The organism is Pseudomonas sp. SJZ131, from assembly GCF_007828705.1.
In the GTDB taxonomy this organism is placed as follows: domain Bacteria; phylum Pseudomonadota; class Gammaproteobacteria; order Pseudomonadales; family Pseudomonadaceae; genus Aquipseudomonas; species Aquipseudomonas prosekii.
Genome location: NZ_VIVC01000002.1, coordinates 1,364,325 through 1,380,406 on the forward strand (window position 1 = coordinate 1,364,325; position 16,082 = coordinate 1,380,406).

12 protein-coding genes and 4 tRNA genes are annotated in these 16,082 nt (G+C 60.5%); 13 read left to right on the plus strand and 3 right to left on the minus strand.

All coding sequences use genetic code 11. The features are described from left to right. Positions 1 to 155 precede the first annotated feature (155 nt). The 13 genes from gltX (at position 156) to FBY12_RS27900 (ending at position 9,854) form a co-directional block, all read left to right on the plus strand. Positions 156 to 1,637 (plus strand): glutamate--tRNA ligase, encoded by a 1,482-nt coding sequence (gltX, locus tag FBY12_RS13265; RefSeq protein ID WP_121732112.1) that lies wholly within the window; start codon positions 156 to 158, stop codon positions 1,635 to 1,637. A 274-nt stretch (positions 1,638 to 1,911) separates the two neighbouring features. Then, positions 1,912 to 1,987: transfer RNA gene (locus FBY12_RS13270), tRNA-Ala, on the plus strand. Between the two features lie 80 nt (positions 1,988 to 2,067). Continuing rightward, positions 2,068 to 2,143 (plus strand) — tRNA-Glu (locus FBY12_RS13275). Positions 2,144 to 2,211: 68 nt separating this feature from the next. Then, positions 2,212 to 2,287 (plus strand) — tRNA-Ala (locus FBY12_RS13280). A 79-nt stretch (positions 2,288 to 2,366) separates the two neighbouring features. After that, a tRNA-Glu gene (locus FBY12_RS13285) sits at positions 2,367 to 2,442 on the plus strand. Positions 2,443 to 2,625: 183 nt separating this feature from the next. Then, entirely contained in the window at positions 2,626 to 3,165 is a 540-nt protein-coding gene (locus FBY12_RS13290) for a TetR/AcrR family transcriptional regulator (RefSeq protein ID WP_121732113.1), read from the plus strand. A 72-nt stretch (positions 3,166 to 3,237) separates the two neighbouring features. Next, positions 3,238 to 4,071 (plus strand): alpha/beta fold hydrolase, encoded by an 834-nt coding sequence (locus FBY12_RS13295; RefSeq protein WP_121732114.1) that lies wholly within the window; start codon positions 3,238 to 3,240, stop codon positions 4,069 to 4,071. Positions 4,072 to 4,119: 48 nt separating this feature from the next. Next, the gene (locus FBY12_RS13300; protein WP_121732115.1) at positions 4,120 to 4,557 is read left to right on the plus strand and encodes a thioesterase family protein; all 438 of its coding nucleotides are present in this window, start codon (positions 4,120 to 4,122) and stop codon (positions 4,555 to 4,557) included. Between the two features lie 202 nt (positions 4,558 to 4,759). Next, positions 4,760 to 5,719 (plus strand): tRNA-dihydrouridine synthase, encoded by a 960-nt coding sequence (locus FBY12_RS13305; RefSeq protein WP_092270606.1) that lies wholly within the window; start codon positions 4,760 to 4,762, stop codon positions 5,717 to 5,719. Between the two features lie 121 nt (positions 5,720 to 5,840). Further along, on the plus strand, positions 5,841 to 6,287 hold the full coding sequence (locus FBY12_RS13310; RefSeq protein ID WP_145253109.1) for an Hsp20 family protein: 447 nt from the start codon (positions 5,841 to 5,843) through the stop codon (positions 6,285 to 6,287). 190 nt (positions 6,288 to 6,477) lie between these two features. Beyond that, positions 6,478 to 7,176: a DUF1266 domain-containing protein gene (locus FBY12_RS13315; protein WP_145253110.1), complete on the plus strand. Its 699-nt coding sequence runs from the start codon at positions 6,478 to 6,480 to the stop codon at positions 7,174 to 7,176. Next, positions 7,173 to 8,882, plus strand: coding sequence for a J domain-containing protein (locus FBY12_RS27895; protein ID WP_256663303.1), 1,710 nt, complete (start codon positions 7,173 to 7,175; stop codon positions 8,880 to 8,882). Before FBY12_RS13315 ends, FBY12_RS27895 begins: the two co-directional genes overlap by 4 nt. Before the next feature lie 3 nt (positions 8,883 to 8,885). After that, complete coding sequence (locus FBY12_RS27900) at positions 8,886 to 9,854, plus strand: DUF805 domain-containing protein (protein ID WP_256663304.1); 969 nt, start codon at positions 8,886 to 8,888, stop codon at positions 9,852 to 9,854. Here FBY12_RS27900 and FBY12_RS13325 read toward each other — a convergent pair. From FBY12_RS13325 to FBY12_RS13335, 3 genes are all read right to left on the minus strand, one after another. Next, positions 9,851 to 11,542, minus strand: coding sequence for a molecular chaperone HscC (locus FBY12_RS13325; RefSeq protein WP_145253111.1), 1,692 nt, complete (start codon positions 11,540 to 11,542; stop codon positions 9,851 to 9,853). The two genes, FBY12_RS27900 and FBY12_RS13325, sit on opposite strands and share 4 nt — an antisense overlap. Positions 11,543 to 11,779: 237 nt before the next feature. Further along, positions 11,780 to 15,058 (minus strand): PAS domain S-box protein, encoded by a 3,279-nt coding sequence (locus tag FBY12_RS13330; protein WP_145253112.1) that lies wholly within the window; start codon positions 15,056 to 15,058, stop codon positions 11,780 to 11,782. Positions 15,059 to 15,128: 70 nt separating this feature from the next. Then, positions 15,129 to 16,019, minus strand: a complete 891-nt coding sequence (locus tag FBY12_RS13335; RefSeq protein WP_145253113.1) for a LysR family transcriptional regulator — start codon at positions 16,017 to 16,019, stop codon at positions 15,129 to 15,131. Positions 16,020 to 16,082: the final 63 nt, after the last annotated feature.

The window sequence follows — 16,082 nt, forward strand, 5'->3', positions numbered from 1 at the left end:
TGGCGCCCGCCAAAGCGCCGCAAAAATGGCTGCTGCCACACCGGAATAACCTCAATCCCCGTTAAATCCCCCACTCACTGGAGCCGGGCGGGCATGCCCTGTTACCATTCGCCCCTTGTCTGATCTTCGCTTTCCATTCTTTGTTGAGACTTTCCATGACCACCGTCCGCACGCGCATCGCGCCATCGCCTACCGGGGACCCCCACGTAGGTACCGCTTACATCGCATTGTTCAACTACTGCTTTGCCAAGCAGCACGGCGGTGAGTTCATCCTGCGCATCGAAGACACCGATCAATTGCGTTCGACCCGCGAGTCCGAACAGCAGATTTTCGACGCCTTGCGCTGGTTGGGCATCGACTGGAGCGAAGGCCCGGACGTCGGCGGCCCGCACGGTCCGTACCGTCAGAGCGAGCGCGGCGAGATCTATCAGAAGTACTGCCAGCAACTGGTCGAAATGGGCCACGCCTTCCCGTGCTTCTGCACCGCCGAAGAGCTGGACCAGATGCGCGCCGAGCAAATGGCCCGTGGCGAAACCCCACGTTACGACGGCCGTGCGCTGTTGCTGTCGGCGGAAGAAGTGGCCCGTCGTCTGGCCGCTGGCGAACCGCACGTGATCCGCATGAAAGTGCCGAGCGAAGGCGTTTGCGTGGTCCCGGACATGTTGCGTGGCGACGTCGAGATCCCGTGGGATCGCATGGACATGCAAGTGTTGATGAAGACCGACGGGCTGCCGACGTACTTCCTCGCCAACGTCGTCGATGACCATTTGATGGGCATTACCCACGTGTTGCGCGGCGAAGAATGGCTGCCATCGGCGCCAAAACTGATCCTGCTTTACGAATATTTCGGCTGGGAACAACCAGAGCTGTGCTACATGCCGCTGCTGCGTAACCCGGACAAGAGCAAGCTGTCGAAGCGCAAAAACCCGACCTCGGTGACGTTCTACGAGCGCATGGGTTTCATGCCCGAAGCAATGCTCAACTACCTGGGCCGCATGGGTTGGTCGATGCCGGACGAGCGCGAGAAGTTCTCGCTGCAGGAAATGGTCGATAACTTTGACCTGAAACGCGTATCCCTTGGTGGGCCGATTTTCGACATCGAGAAGCTGTCGTGGCTCAACGGCCAATGGCTGCGTGATCTGCCGGTCGAAGAGTTCGCTTCGCGCCTGCAGACTTGGGCGCTGAACCCTGACTACATGATGAAAATCGCGCCGCACGTGCAGGGCCGGGTCGAGACGTTCAGCCAGGTTGCGCCGCTGGCCGGGTTCTTCTTCGCGGGGGGAGTCAACCCGGACGCGAAGCTGTTTGAATCGAAGAAGCTCTCGGGTGATCAGGTTCGGCAGTTGATGCAATTGATCCTGTGGAAGCTCGAAAGCCTGCGTCAGTGGGAAAAGGACAGCATCACCGCGACCATTCAAGCGGTGGTTGAGTCGCTGGAGCTGAAATTGCGTGACGCGATGCCGCTGATGTTTGCCGCGATTACCGGGCAGGCGAGTTCGGTGTCGGTGCTGGATGCGATGGAAATCCTCGGCCCGGACCTGACGCGTTTCCGCCTGCGCCAGGCCATCGACTTGCTCGGTGGCGTGTCGAAGAAAGAAAACAAGGAATGGGAAAAACTGCTGGCCAATATCGCCTGACCCCGACTGTCCTCCTGTAGCAGCTGCCGAAGGCTGTGTTGGGCTGCGCAGCAGCCCTGTAAGGTCGCCACGCAATCCGCCTGAAAGGGCGAGGGCGAGCGCTTCGCACTCGAACGCAGCCTGCGGCAGCTGCTACAGGGATGGGACGGACCTCGGATTTACGGGGTTTGGCGGTAAGTGATTGTTATGTCGGCAAAAAACTTTGAAATATTTTAAAAATAAGTTTGACAGCCTTTCGATGCGCCATTAAGATTCGCCCCGTCCTCAGCGATGAGGGGCTATAGCTCAGCTGGGAGAGCGCCTGCATGGCATGCAGGAGGTCAACGGTTCGATCCCGTTTAGCTCCACCAATTTACATCTTCAAGGTCTGGCCACACCGGCCTTGAAGCGATCAACACTCAGCGTTGATCAGTTGTATAGAAGGGTTTGCGTCCCCTTCGTCTAGTGGCCTAGGACACCGCCCTTTCACGGCGGTAACAGGGGTTCGAGTCCCCTAGGGGACGCCAGTTTTACCGTAGCAATGTTTTACAGAAGCAGCGTCGCAAGATGCTGCTCCGCCGCCAGGCGATAAATCGGGGCTATAGCTCAGCTGGGAGAGCGCCTGCATGGCATGCAGGAGGTCAACGGTTCGATCCCGTTTAGCTCCACCAATTTTACATTTCAAGGTCTGGCCACACCGGCCTTGATTCGATCAGCTCTAAGCGCTGATCAGTGTATAGAAGGGTTTGTGTCCCCTTCGTCTAGTGGCCTAGGACACCGCCCTTTCACGGCGGTAACAGGGGTTCGAGTCCCCTAGGGGACGCCACGATTACCCGCTCTGCGGGATTTTATAAGGGTCATTCAATTATTGAATGGCCCTTTTGTTTGTCTGGCGTTTGGCCAATTCCTCTCTTTCTCCAAAACTGTTCTTCAGACCAGCGGTCACAGCCATGACTTGCGCAAATTTATTATGTGAATAATATTCTAGTCGTAATATTCGGAGGCAACGATGAACGATAAAAAAGCTCAAACCCGCGAACGCATACTCAAGGCTGCCAGCGCTGCGCTGATCCAGCGTGGCCCGGCTGAACCGAGCGTGGGCGAAGTGATGGGCGCGGCCGGCCTGACGGTGGGCGGCTTCTACGCACACTTCGAAAGCAAGGACGCGATGATGCTGGAAGCGTTCAAGCAGCTGCTCAGCCATCGCCGTGGCTTGATTGCCGACATGGACGCCGAGTTGACCGGCGAAGAACGTCGCGCGCTGGTGGCTGCGTTTTATCTGTCACGCAAACACCGTGACTCATCTGATTCAGCCTGCCCGATCCCGGCTTCGGTCGGTGAGTTGGGCCGTTTGCCCGATGAATTCCGGGTTGCGTTGAATGAGCATGTGGAGCTGATGGTCGCGCAGTTGGCGGCCAGCCCCGAAGACACCGATAAAGCCCTGGCCGACATGGCGTTGATGATCGGTGGTCTGGCCCTGGCGCGCGCGCTGGGCCCTGGCGAGTTGTCCGATCGAATGCTGCGCGCCGCCAAGTCGGCAGTCCTGTGAATTGAGCGTTATCAATTGAGCGTTATTAACTGAGTGTTATGTCCTGAAGGCAGCGGCCCGAGGAGTGAAGCGATGAGCACGTTGAAGTGGGTTCGTGGCGTTAATGGCACCTTGGGTTGGTTTGCGCCGAAACTGATCGCGAGCAAAATGCGTCTGGCCTTCATGACGCCGCGCGAGTTTGCCCCGCGTGACTGGGAATTGCCGCTGCTGGCGAAATCCGAGCGCATCACCTTGCGTTTCGGCCTCTCGGCGTTGCGCTGGGGCCAAGGCCCGACAGTGCTGTTGATGCACGGTTGGGAAGGTCGGCCAACGCAATTCGCCAGCCTGATCACTGCGCTGGTGGAGGCCGGTTACACCGTGGTGGCGCTCGATGGCCCGGCCCACGGTCGTTCGCCGGGCCGTGAAGCCAACGTGGTGTTGTTCGCCCGCGCCATGCTCGAAGCCGCCGCTGAACTGCCGCCCTTGCAAGCGGTGATCGGCCATTCCATGGGCGGCGCCAGTGCGATGCTCGCGGTGCAACTGGGTTTGCGCACCGAGACCTTGGTGTCGATTGCCGCGCCGGCGCGGATTCTTGGGGTGCTGCGAGGGTTCGCGCGCATGGTCAAGTTGCCGCCCAAAGCGCGTTCGGCGTTCATCCGCCAGGTCGAGCAAGACGTCGGCATGCGCGCCGCAACCCTTGATGTTGCGCACTATCAGCTCGACATGCCCGGTTTGATCGTGCATGCCGAGGACGATAAGTTTGTCTCGGTCAAAGAGTCGCAGATCATTCACGAAGCCTGGTTCGACAGCCGTTTGCTGCGGCTGGAGGAGGGCGGCCATCAGCGCGTGCTCGCCGACCCTCGGGTGATTGATGGGGTGTTATCACTGCTGTCCGGTCGCAGCCTGCAAGCGCGGCAATCGGCCTGAGCATCCGTTACACTGCCGCGGTCGAATTTATCTGACCGGGAGTGGGGCATGGGCTGGGATCGGGCAACGCCATTTATCATTGATCTGGAAGTCGGCGCCGAGGACATCGATGGCCTCGGCCACGCCAACAACGCGGTGTACGTGACCTGGCTGGAACGCTGCGCCTGGCGCCACTCGCAACGCCTGGGGCTGGATCTGGTGGAATATCGGCGGCTGGATCGGGCGATGGCCGTGGTGCGCCACGAGATCGATTACCTCGCCGCCGCCTATGAAGGCGACGCGCTGCAATTGGCGACTTGGATCGTCGATTGGGACCAGCGCCTGAAAATGACCCGCCACTTCCAGCTCAAACGCCCCAGCGACAACACCACGCTGCTACGCGCGCAAACCACGTTTGTGTGCATCGAGTTGTCGACCGGAAAGCCTAAGCGCATGCCGGCTGAATTTATTGAAGGCTACGGCCCGGCGTTGGCAATTCCTGTTTAGGTATCTGCGCGGCCTCTTCGCGGGCAAGCCTCGCTCCCGCATATTTGTGCCGTGCGCCTGATTTGCATACGCCGCAAAACTCGTAGGAGCGAGGCTTGCCCGCGAAGGCGTCAGCACAATCGCCACCGCCCCGTCTGACGAAATACCTTCTGCGCGCCGAAACCTATAAACTGCCGCACGTTTTTCGTTGAGTGTGTTTTCCATGCAAATTGCTTTGGCGCCCATGGAGGGGTTGGTCGACAACATCCTGCGGGACGTGCTGACCCGCGTCGGCGGTATCGATTGGTGCGTGACCGAGTTCATTCGGATCAACGATCAACTGCTCACGCCTGCCTACTACCACAAGTTCGGTCCGGAACTGCTGAACGGCGCGCGCACCGCGTCCGGCGTGCCGTTGCGCGTGCAATTGCTCGGCTCCGACCCGGTGTGCCTGGCGGAAAACGCCGCGCTCGCCTGTGAACTCGGCTCCGAAGTCATCGACCTCAACTTCGGCTGCCCGGCCAAAACCGTCAACAAGTCCCGTGGCGGCGCGGTCCTGCTTAAAGAACCCGAGCTGCTCAACGAAATCGTCGAAACCGTGCGCCGCGCCGTGCCTGCGCACATTCCGGTTACAGCGAAAATGCGCCTCGGCTTCGACAGCCCGGACGGCGCGCTGGTCTGCGCCACGGCGTTGGCCGAGGGCGGCGCGGCGCACATCGTGGTGCATGCGCGGACCAAAACCGACGGCTACAAACCGCCGGCGCATTGGGAATGGATTCCGCGTGTGCAAGAGGTGGTCAAAGTCCCGGTGTTCGCCAATGGCGACATCTGGAGCGTCGAAGACTGGCGCCGTTGCCGCGAAATCAGCGGCGTCGAAGACATCATGCTCGGGCGCGGCCTCGTGTCCCGACCAGACCTGGCGAGGCAGATCGCTGCCGCGCGCGCTGGCGAAGAAGTCGTCGAGATGACCTGGGCCGAGCTGCTGCCGCTGCTCCAGGACTTCTGGCTGCAGGCCAAGGCACAAATGACCCCGCGCCAATCGCCGGGTCGCTTGAAGCAATGGCTGGCGATGCTCACGCGCAATTATCCGGAGGCGGTCGAGCTGTTTACCGTCCTGCGCCGCGAGACCGAACTTGACCATGTCTCGCGTTTACTGGGTCTGAAGGTCGCCGAAGCGGCCTGAAAAAAATCTGCAAATAATCTCTTGAAATGCAATCAGCGGTCCCTATCTAAGGGTTACGCGATGCCGAATTCGGGTCGCGGAGACAAAAAAACTTGCTGATTGTTTTCAGGAGATTTGAACCATGAGTACTGCATTTTCCCTCGCACCACTGTTCCGTTCCTCGGTTGGCTTCGACCGTTTTAATGACCTGTTCGAAACCGCCCTGCGCAACGAGCCTGGCAGCAGCTACCCACCGTACAACGTCGAAAAGCACGGTGATGACCAATACCGCATCGTCGTCGCGGCGGCCGGCTTCCAGGAGGACGACCTGGACCTGCAAGTCGAGAAGGGCGTGCTGACCATCAGTGGTGGCAAACGCGACGCCAATGACAGCGTGACCTATCTGCACCAGGGCATCGCCCAGCGTGCATTCAAACTGTCGTTCCGGTTGGCCGATCACATCGAGATCAAAGCCGCCGACCTCAGCAACGGTCTGCTGAGCATTGACCTGCTGCGCATTGTTCCGGAAGAGGCGAAAGCCAAACGCATCCCGATTGGCGGGACGCAAAAGCCGGCGTTGCAACACTGATTCATTCGAAGACACACATTCGTCTGAACAGGCTATAACCCGCTGAATGAAGGCCCCGACCTGTCGGGGCCTTTTTGTATCCGGGCGAAAAAACGGCCTCGCAGGCTTTGCCGCCTGGTGACGGTTTCTCTACAATCCGCGACAGTTTTGCCGACTCCCATCCTGCCTGGTCGGCCCGGAGCTTTTTTTCATGGAAGAGATACAACAGCGTTGGCTGTGCGGTCTTTCCGCGCCAATGGTGGCCCTCAATCCTCGTGCCGAATACGACGAGCCCGCTTTCTATTCCGATCCGGAATTTATCGACCTGCAATGCAGCTGGGGCATCAATGACCGGTCGCAGTTGTTGGGCATGCTCGAAAGAATGACCGATAACGGTCACGCCACCCACCTCAAACAGGCGTATCACTCATGGCAACGCTGTTTGCCCGGCGAGTGGAGGGCATTGCTCGAGATCCTGGAACCCCGTGAGCGCATCTTGCATGAGTTTGCCAGCCGTACCTTCGAGGGCTGCGGTTCGGGCGGTATTCTGGCCTGGGATCTGGGGCGCATGGGGTTTCTGTTGCGGTGTGGCGTGCGCAACGAGTGGATAGATCTTCGCGAAAGTTTCTGGCTGCATTGGCGCCTGGCCGTCAGGGCGCAATATCACTACGACGACTGGTTTTCCTATTTCAACGGATTTCTCACCGGCCGCGCATTCTGGGGCTGCCAGAACAGCAGCGACGAAACGCTTGCTTACGAACTGGACCGGCAAGGGGAGTGTTCGAGCAGTCTGCGCATCGCTCGCGGGCTGAGCCGTAACCTACCGACATTCCTGGCCGGCATGCCTTGGCACCTTAAGCTTGATCCGCCGCAACGCCCGGCATCCTTAGGGGAGTTCGACTGGTCATGAGTTGCTGGATACGTCTGGGCATAGAGCCCACCAAAGACCAGGCACTGATTCGGGACGCCTACCGCGCGCGCCTGCCGCAGCATCATCCGGAAAGTGATCCCGAAGGCTTCCAGGCACTGCGTGAAGCCTATGAAAGCGCCAACCGTTTCGCCCGGCAGGAAGAGGACGAAGTCGACGAAGAGGATGCGGGCGTCCCGGAGATGCCGCAGACCCTGGTGGATTTCTACGCGCTGCTCGAAGACCCGGCGCGGCGTTTCAATCCGCAGGCCTGGCAAGTCTTTGTCAAAGCGCTGGACCAATTACCGCTGGACGCCCTCGATGACCTCAGTTGGGGGCTGTTCCACCCATTGGCCAACGCTGGTCCGTTGTCGTACCGCTGCGCGAATCTGCTGGCGCAACGGCTGGCCTGGGAACAGCAGTTGCTGGACCTGCAGTTCGACCAGGCGAAAGAAGTCGAAGCGTTCCTGCAACGCATCAAGGGGCCCGACCCGTTCGACACCACGCTGATGGGCGATTGGCCCGGTCCTGCGCAGATGGAAACCCTCTGGTATGCCCGCAGCCTCGACTACGTCTTCCAACATCGTCCTCTGCATGAGTTCGAAGACTTTGCCAGCCAGCACACCTGTTTGCCGCTGCCGGCGGACGACGTATTTATCCAGCGTCTGCTGGTGCAGTTCACTCAGGCGGGTATGGGTGGTCCGGGGTTGCGGCAAGTGTGCGTCGAACAACAGGCGCAAGCCCCCGACGATGTCGACTGGCTGTATTTGCTGGCGTGCCAAAACAGCTTGCTGGGCTTGGAGGATCAGGCGTTGCCTTGCTGGATCCGGCTGTGGCAGGAACATCGCCATCCGAAGGCCGAAAGCCGTTTGCTGGAACTTTGCGCAAAGCGTCAGCCGGAATTCTTGGCGCTGCTGATCCAGGCATTTGACCGTCAGGAGAATTTCCACGATTGGTCCGCCGACCTTGCCGATGTCAGCCAAACCTGTGGCAGCCCTTCACAACGTCCCGAGACGCTGGTGCGCTGGCTTGGGGCCGGGCAATTCAACCTGCAAGGCCTGGCGGCTGCGTTTGTCGATTGGCGGATGACCGGGCATGAACTGCCGCTGCTGGCCTTGCTGCTTGGGCAATCTGCGGATTGCCGTTTGCAGCAACTGTACCGGCATGCCTGGGCCTTGCACCGTGGCGATGTCGGATTGCTGCAACACATACTTGAAGAGCCGCAGCCGGTCGATGCCCTCGAAGGCCTGGTGCTGAGCGGGTTCAAGTATCAGGCTGCGCAGCAACTCCGCTGGCTGAATCAGGCGCCGATCCCCCTGGCGCTGAAGGCTTTCCTCAGCAGTCGTTCGGTGCAGCCGCAACTTGCCGAGGAGCTGAAAAAGAACGAACCACACACCATTTGCCGTCTCTGGTTGCGCAGGCTGCGGCCTTACGATCAGGCCGCGCTGGTGCGGATCGATCAGGCATTTGATCTGCAAGACACGCAAGCGGACGTGGACTTGCGCGCTGTGAGCCTGTTGGTCCAGTTGGAACAGCGCAGTGTGCTGTTGCCAGCCATGGACCAGGGCGGGACGCCGTGGCAATGGCACGCTCAAACGATGTTCCTGCTGGCATTGCTCGATCAGCCGGAACGTTGGCTATCCTTGATCGATTCGCCCTGCCTGGATCGGCTGGAGGTCAACCCGGCTCATCCGCTGAGTCGGCTTTAACCCTTGCTCCAGCGTTTGCAGCGCGAGCAAGGCAGTTGCGCCGGTTTACTGGGCTGGTTGCAAGCCAGCGATCCGGTGCATGGCTTGCTCGTGCAAAAGCTGTTCAATGTGCAGCAGGCCCTCGACAGCGCGGCGCTGCCGGGCAATGCGCAACTCTATACCTGCATTGAAAGCGATCCCGACGCCTGCGGCGAAGATGTGTTGGGGCTGATGCTGCTCTGGGGTGTGCTGTATCACGATCCGACCCTGAATGCCGAACAGCACCGCGCGCTCTTACAATCCATCGCCGCCGTCAGTTGCGAAGATGACTGGTTCGAAGCGTTTCGCAATGGCTTGATCAAAGGCGATCCGGTGTGGCCGCCCGAGAAAGTGTTGAAGGATTTCGGTGTCGAGAAACTGGTGGTTTATTCACTCCTCGATACGCTGAAAAGCCTGCTCCGTCATGGCGCGGCCGGGGTGCCGCGGAACAAGGCGCTGAGCATCTTGCAGTACGGCAAAGATAACCCCGAGAACAGCGTGGGCCTGCGTCTGGCGCTAACGGCGCTGTTGTCGTGGAACGAACGCCTGCTGCTGGCCAACGGCGACAAACGTCCTGTGCCGGCCATGGCGTTCTGGCGCTTGGGTTCCCGACTTGGGCGCAAGGCGTTTATCGGGCAAGTGCTGGGGTGTGTGCTACTCACCCCGTATCTGGCGTTGATGAGCGGCACTGCGCTCTCGGGCATTGGCGTGCTGTTGCTGGGCACCTTGTTGTTGCTCGGCGCGATCCTGCGTCGACTGCATGACATGGGCCGCGGGATTCCCATGTTTCTGATTTTTGGCTGCCTGTCGCTGGTGCTGCCGTTCATGCCTTTGCTGTTGTTCGGCTTTCCCGGCGACAAACTGCCCAACCGTTACGGCGTGCCGCCGGACAGTGGCGGTGAAGACACCTTGTCCGGCGGTTTGCAAACGGCCTTGCGGCGGCTTAACGGCTAAAAGCGCAGTTCATCCAGGGCTTTATTGAGCTGTGACCGATGGCTGGCAATCTCCACCGATTGCTGGCCACCGAGCACGGCGGTAAAGGTATCCAGCCAATCGGCAATCTGCTCGCGCTCATCATCCAGGCTTTGTGTCCAGGCCCGTTCCAGGCGCGCCAGCAAGGTGCGATTGGGCAGGGTGTCGCGGGGGTGAATCTTCAGGGCGCTGAGCCGTTCATGGCTGTTTTGCCGCGATTGCGGGTCGAGCCCGGTGGGGCTGCGATCGATGCTGTGGCTGTGGCGTTCACCGCTGGCCAGCAGGGTGACGTCGACTTCGAGCAAACCGTTGATGTCGTAGCTGAAGCGCACATCCAGCGCCTGGGTCTGCTCGCTGGGTGTCAGCGCGACGTCGAAGGCATCAATGTAAATGTTGTCGCGCACCCATGGCCGCTCGCCCTGATAAACCTCAATGCGGATCAACGTTTGCTGGGGATGACTGGTGAAAAAGCGCTTCACCCTGGACGTCGGGATCACCGTATTACGCTCGATGATCGGCGCGAAAGCACCGCTGACATCTTCACCGCGATTGGTCGAGATGCCCAGGGTGTAGGGGCAGACGTCGGTCAGGATCAGTTCTTCGATGGCGCTCTCCCGGGCCTTGCAGGCCGCTTGGGTGGCGGCGCCCAGCGCGACAATCGTATCCGGATCGAGGTGGCGATAGGGCAGGCGCCCGAACAGCGTCGCGACCATTTGCTGCACGGCCGGCATTCGCGTGGCGCCGCCGACCATCACTAGGCTGTCGAGGTCCCGGGGCTTGAGTCGCGCATCGCGCAGGGCTTGCTCGATGGGGGCGCGTAACCGCCCGAGCAACGGTTCCCAGATTTTCAACGCCCCGGCTTCATCCAGCGACCATTCACGCAACGTGCCGGCCCCGTTCCAGCTCAGGTGTTGGGTGCCTTCGCTGAGTTTGCATTTGAGTTGTTCCAGGGCATCGCCGAGGCTGGCCAGACCCTGGCCATCGATCATCTGCGAAGTGAGTTGCCAGTCTTTCAGGCAGGCTTGCAGCAGCGCGGCGGTGAAGTCTTCGCCACCGAGGAAGTTGTCGCCGGTGGAGGCATGCACTTCGATCAGTGGCAGGGCGTATTCCAGCACCGTGACGTCAAACGTGCCGCCGCCCAGGTCGAAAATCAGTGTGCGCTCGAACTTCTGTTCATGCAGCCCGTACGCCATGGCGGCGGCTGTCGGTTCGTTGATCAGCCGCGACACGCTCAGGCCAGCCAGCTCGGCGGCAAACAGTGTGCGTTTGCGTTGTTCGTCACTGAAATAGGCCGGAACCGAGATCACCGCCTCGTGCACCGGGTGGCCGAGAAAGGCTTCGGCGTCCTGTTTGAGCGAACCGATCACCAGCGCCGAAAGTTCTTCCGGGCTGAACTGGCGTCCACCCAGTTCAAATTGCTTGTCGCTGCCCATAAAGCGCTTGAACGCCGCCACCGTGCGTTGCGGGTGAGTGGTCAGGCGCGCGCGGGCGGCCTTGCCCACCAGAATGCTGTCGTCTTCATCGAGGCTGACCACGGACGGGGTGAGGACATCGCCGAGAGCGTTGGGAATCAACTGTGCCTGACCGTCCTGCCAGACGGCGATCAGGCTATTGGTGGTCCCGAGGTCGATACCCAGCAAGGCCGGGCGGGGGAAGGTTGCATCCTGCATGGTTGATCTCTTTGAGGCGGCGCAAAAAACGCGACCCTACAGGCTGAGAGAAAAACTGGCAATTACCGTAAACCTGTAGCAGCTGCCGAGCCCCAGCGAGGCTGCGTTCGGCGGCGAAGCCGTCGTAAACCCAGCGCACGCGGTTTGCCTGATCCACCGCGTCGTCTGATTTCACGACGACTTCGTCGCCGAACGCAGCCTCGCTAGGGCTCGACAGCTGCTACGGGGGGCGGTGATTTATTTGAGCAATGTCTGGAAGTCCTCCAACGGCAACGGCCGGCTGTGCAGATAACCCTGATACAAATGGCAATCCAGGCCCTGTAAAAACTCCAGTTGCTCCGGCGTCTCAACCCCTTCGGCAATCACTTCCAGCGCCAGGCTGCGGGCCATGGCGACGATGGCGCGGATGATTTCGGCGTCGTTGGGGTCGGTGGTGGCGTCGCGGATGAATGATTGGTCGATTTTCAGCGTGTCCACCGGCAGGCGCTTGAGGTAGGTCAGTGAGGAATAACCGGTGCCGAAATCGTCCATGGCGAAGCTGACGCCGAGTTTTTTCAATCGGCGCATTTTGCTGATGGTGTCCTCGAGGTTCTGGATGACGATGCCTTCGGTGATTTCCAGTTTCAGCAGCGAACAGGGCAAACCGTGGTGGCTGAGGCTGCGTTCGATGCGCTCGACGAAGTCGTTCTGGCGAAACTGCCGTGGGCTGATGTTGACGCAGAGGCTGAACATCAGCGGGTCGATCAAGCCCTTGGCGATCAGCTGTTTGAAGGCATCGCAGGCTTCATCGAGGATCCACGTGCCGACCTCCAGAATCAGCCCGCTGTCCTCCAGCACCTTGATGAACTCGGTCGGCGATTGCGCGCCGAGTTCCGGGTGGTGCCAGCGCACCAAGGCTTCAGCGCCGACAATGCAGTTGTTGCGGGCATCGACTTGCGGCTGGTAATGCACGCTGAATTCGTTGCGCGAGAGCGCCAGACGCAGGTCGGTTTCCATGCGCAAGCGTTCGCTGGCGGCCTTCTGCATGGTGTTGTGGTACATCTGCGTGGTGTTGCGCCCGGAATCCTTGGCCCGGTAAAGGGCAATGTCGGCGCGCTTGAGCAGGTCGGTCGGGGTCGAACCGTGATCCGGAATCAACGCGATGCCGATGCTCGGCGTGACTTGCAGGCGCTGGCCGTCGAGGAACATCGGTTCCGAGAGCAGCTCGCGCAAGGTGTCGGCCAACTCCCGTACCTGCTCGGTGACTTCACCGCGCGAGCCTTCCAGACCGCTGAGCAACACCACGAACTCGTCGCCACCGAGCCGCGCCACGGTGTCTTCCATGCGCACGCTGGCTTCGAGCCGCGCGGTGATGATCTTCAGCACCGTGTCGCCGACCGGGTGACCGAGCGAATCGTTGATGTGCTTGAAGTGGTCGAGGTCGAGAAACATCAGCGCGCCGCGCAAGTTATGGCGCTTGAGAAGGGCGATCTGCTGGCTCAGGCGATCCATCAGCAGCGCGCGGTTCGGCAGGTTGGTCAGCGGGTCGTGGTAGGCCAAGTGGCGAATCTGCGCCTCGGCGTTTTTCAACAGGCTGACGTCGCGCGCGGTCAGCAGCAGGCAGGCGGTTTCGTTGAGGGTGATGGGCTCGACCGAGACCTCGACGGTGAGCAAATCCCCGCGTTTGTTGCGCCCGAGCATTTCCTGATGATGCACGCGGCCCTTGATCTGCAACTCGGCGAGCAGTGCCGAGCGCTGTTTCTCTTCAGCCCAGATGCCCACCTGATACACGGTTTTGCCGACCACTTCGTCGGCGCGGAAACCGGTCAGGCGACAGAAACCATCATTGACCTCCAGATAACGTCCGGTGTCGCGTTCGGTGATGGTGATCGCGTCAGGGCTTGAGTGAAACGCCTTGGCGAATTTCTCTTCGCTGGCCTTCAGCGCCGCTTCCGAGCGCTGCTGCTGGGTGATGTCGCGCAGGGTGGTGACGATGCACGGCTGGTCGCCGACGCTGATCTGCCGACTGGAGATCACGCACGTCAAGGATTGGCCGTTCTTGTGCTGGACGATGATCGCGACGTTGTTCAAGCCTTGTTCGCGGATCACCTGTTCAATGCGTTGCAGGCTTTTCGCCGAGGCGTCCCACAAGCCGATCTGGTCGGCGCTGCGGCCAATCACGTCGGCGGCGCTCCAGCCGAAAATCTGCGTGAAACTGGAATTGATCTCGATGAACTGGCCGCTGTCCTGACGAGTGACGCAGATCGGGTCAGGGCTGACCTGAAACAGCGTGGCGAATTTCTCTTCGGAGGCGACCAAACGCTGCTCGCGCTCGACCTGATCGGTGATGTCGAGCAACGTCCCGGCCATGCGCAGCGGCAGGCCGTTGTCGTCGCGGTAGAGGCGGGCGCGGCTTTCGAGGTAACGCGAACTCCCGTCGGGCAATTGCACGCGATAGGTCAGTTGATAGTTGCCTGCCGGGCCTTCGCGCAGACTGCGGTAGGCGTTGCGCATGCTGTCGCGTTCTTCGCCAGGCACGCCTTCGAAGAACTCGTCGAACGCTTCATGGAAGGGTTTCGGTTCCAGGCCATGCAGCTGCGCGGCGCGCGCCGAGCCGTAAAGCATGCCGCTGGGAATGTGCCAGTCCCAGGTTCCGAGTTGCGCTGAATCGAGCGCCAGATCCAGACGTTCCTGACTGTCCTTGAGCGCGTGTTCGGCGGCTTTGCGCTCGGTGGTGTCGAGGAATGTGCTCAATAAATACGGCTGGCCTTCGAGCTCGACCTTCTGCGCACTGAGAATGCCGTCATGGACCTGGCCGTTGCTCGCACGAAACTGCACCTCCATGCTGATCAATTCGCCCTTGGCTTTGGTCGCCCTGACCAGCACCGCGCGTTGCTCGGGATGCACCCACAGGCCCAGTTCCAGCGTGGTCCGGCCAATTGCGCTTTGCACCGGCCAGCCGAACAGGCTTTCGAAATATTGATTGGCTTCGCTGATCAAACCGTCTTCCTGGCGGGTCAGCAACACCATGTTCGGGCACAGGTGAAACAGCGTGGCGAAACGTTTCTCCGAGCTGCTCAGCGCTTGTTCACGCTGACGCTGGTGGGTGATTTCGCGGATGACGCCGATCATCCGTGGCCGGCCGTTCTTGTCCGGCAACAGACTGCCGTTGATTTCCAGCCAATGCAGGCTGCCGTCGGGCCAGCGAATGCGGTGATGCATTGCCTGCGCCAGTGGCGCCCCGGCGATCACCTGATGGAACGCGCGAACGGTTTTCGCGCGGTCTTCGGGCGGCAGCAGGTCAAGGTATTCGAGGTCTTTGGGCAGCGGCTGACGCGGATCGAAACCGAACAATGCCTGCGTGCCCCGCGACCAACTGATCTGCCCGAGTTCTATGTCCCAATACCACGCCCCGAGACGCGCGCCGTTGAGTGCGGCGAGCAATTGCGGCGCACTTTCCCAGCTCTGCTCGGACCGCTGCGGGTCAATCGCCTGAATTCGCGGCATCGGCGGAGTACGGTCAACAGATTTGGGCATTGGCGACAGGCCTTTGGCTGAATGGGGGCGTTAGGCACAGGGGTTTGCAGCTCTATAGATGTAGCACAACTCAGCCGTGGGTCCCTGGCAGATCAATTTGTGCATCCAGCAAGGCCATAAAGGCGCGTGCCGCATTCGATAGCGTCCTTTCCGTGTGCAAGATATAGCCTAGCTGGCGAGTGAGCTGTATGCCCGGCAAAGGTATGCGCGCCACTTGTTCATCGAGCATGGTGCGCGGCAAAACGCTCCAGGCCAGGCCGATCGAGACCATCATCTTGATCGTTTCCAGATAATTCGTGCTCATCGCAATGTTCGGCGTCAGGCCCTGAGCCTCGAACAGGCGCTGAACAATGTGATGGGTAAAGGTGTTGCCGCCGGGGAAGACTGCCGGGTGCAGGGCAATGTCGGCGAGGCTGACCGGGCCGTTGCTGATCAGCGAGTGTTCGGGCGCCACCACGAAATCCAGCGGGTCGTCCCACACCGGCGTGGCTTTGACCAGCGCGTGCGGCTCCGGCGCCAGGGTGATCACCGCCAGTTCGGCGTGGCCATGGAGGATTTCCTCGTAGGCCACTTCCGAATCGAGGAACTGAATATCCAGCGCCACTTGTGGGTAACGGCGGGTGAATTCCCGCAACAGCGGCGGCAAGCGGTGCAGGCCGATGTGATGACTGGTGGCCAGCGTCAGACGGCCGGTCACTTCGCCGGTCAGGTTGGTCAGCGCGCGGCGGGTGTCGTCCAGCACATTGAGAATCTGATAAGCGCGCGGCAGCAGCGCGCGTCCGGCCTCGGTCAGGCCGACTTCACGGCCCAGGCGGTCGAACAGCCGCACCTTCAATTGCTGCTCCAGCCCGGCGATGCGTTTGCTGATGGCTGGTTGTGTCAGGTGCAAACGTTCGCCGGCGCCGGAGAAACTTCCGGTCTCGGCAATCGCGATAAAAGCGTTGAGGTTGGCCAGGTCCATGGTGGTATTCCAGTTGGTTATCCAAAGCATGAAAAATATGAATTTGAGTTATTTAATGTAACC

Bases quoted from the DNA above. Each gene is read 5' to 3' on its own strand.
- FBY12_RS13295 (WP_121732114.1), top strand. From the start codon at position 3,238: ATGAGCACGTTGAAGTGGGTTCGTGGCGTTAATGGCACCTTGGGTTGG.
- FBY12_RS13315 (WP_145253110.1), top strand. From the start codon at position 6,478: ATGGAAGAGATACAACAGCGTTGGCTGTGCGGTCTTTCCGCGCCAATG.
- FBY12_RS13335 (WP_145253113.1), bottom strand. From the start codon at position 16,019: ATGGACCTGGCCAACCTCAACGCTTTTATCGCGATTGCCGAGACCGGA.
- FBY12_RS13305 (WP_092270606.1), top strand. From the start codon at position 4,760: ATGCAAATTGCTTTGGCGCCCATGGAGGGGTTGGTCGACAACATCCTG.
- FBY12_RS13330 (WP_145253112.1), bottom strand. From the start codon at position 15,058: ATGCCCAAATCTGTTGACCGTACTCCGCCGATGCCGCGAATTCAGGCG.
- gltX (WP_121732112.1), top strand. From the start codon at position 156: ATGACCACCGTCCGCACGCGCATCGCGCCATCGCCTACCGGGGACCCC.
- FBY12_RS13300 (WP_121732115.1), top strand. From the start codon at position 4,120: ATGGGCTGGGATCGGGCAACGCCATTTATCATTGATCTGGAAGTCGGC.
- FBY12_RS13310 (WP_145253109.1), top strand. From the start codon at position 5,841: ATGAGTACTGCATTTTCCCTCGCACCACTGTTCCGTTCCTCGGTTGGC.
- FBY12_RS13290 (WP_121732113.1), top strand. From the start codon at position 2,626: ATGAACGATAAAAAAGCTCAAACCCGCGAACGCATACTCAAGGCTGCC.
- FBY12_RS27895 (WP_256663303.1), top strand. From the start codon at position 7,173: ATGAGTTGCTGGATACGTCTGGGCATAGAGCCCACCAAAGACCAGGCA.
- FBY12_RS13325 (WP_145253111.1), bottom strand. From the start codon at position 11,542: ATGCAGGATGCAACCTTCCCCCGCCCGGCCTTGCTGGGTATCGACCTC.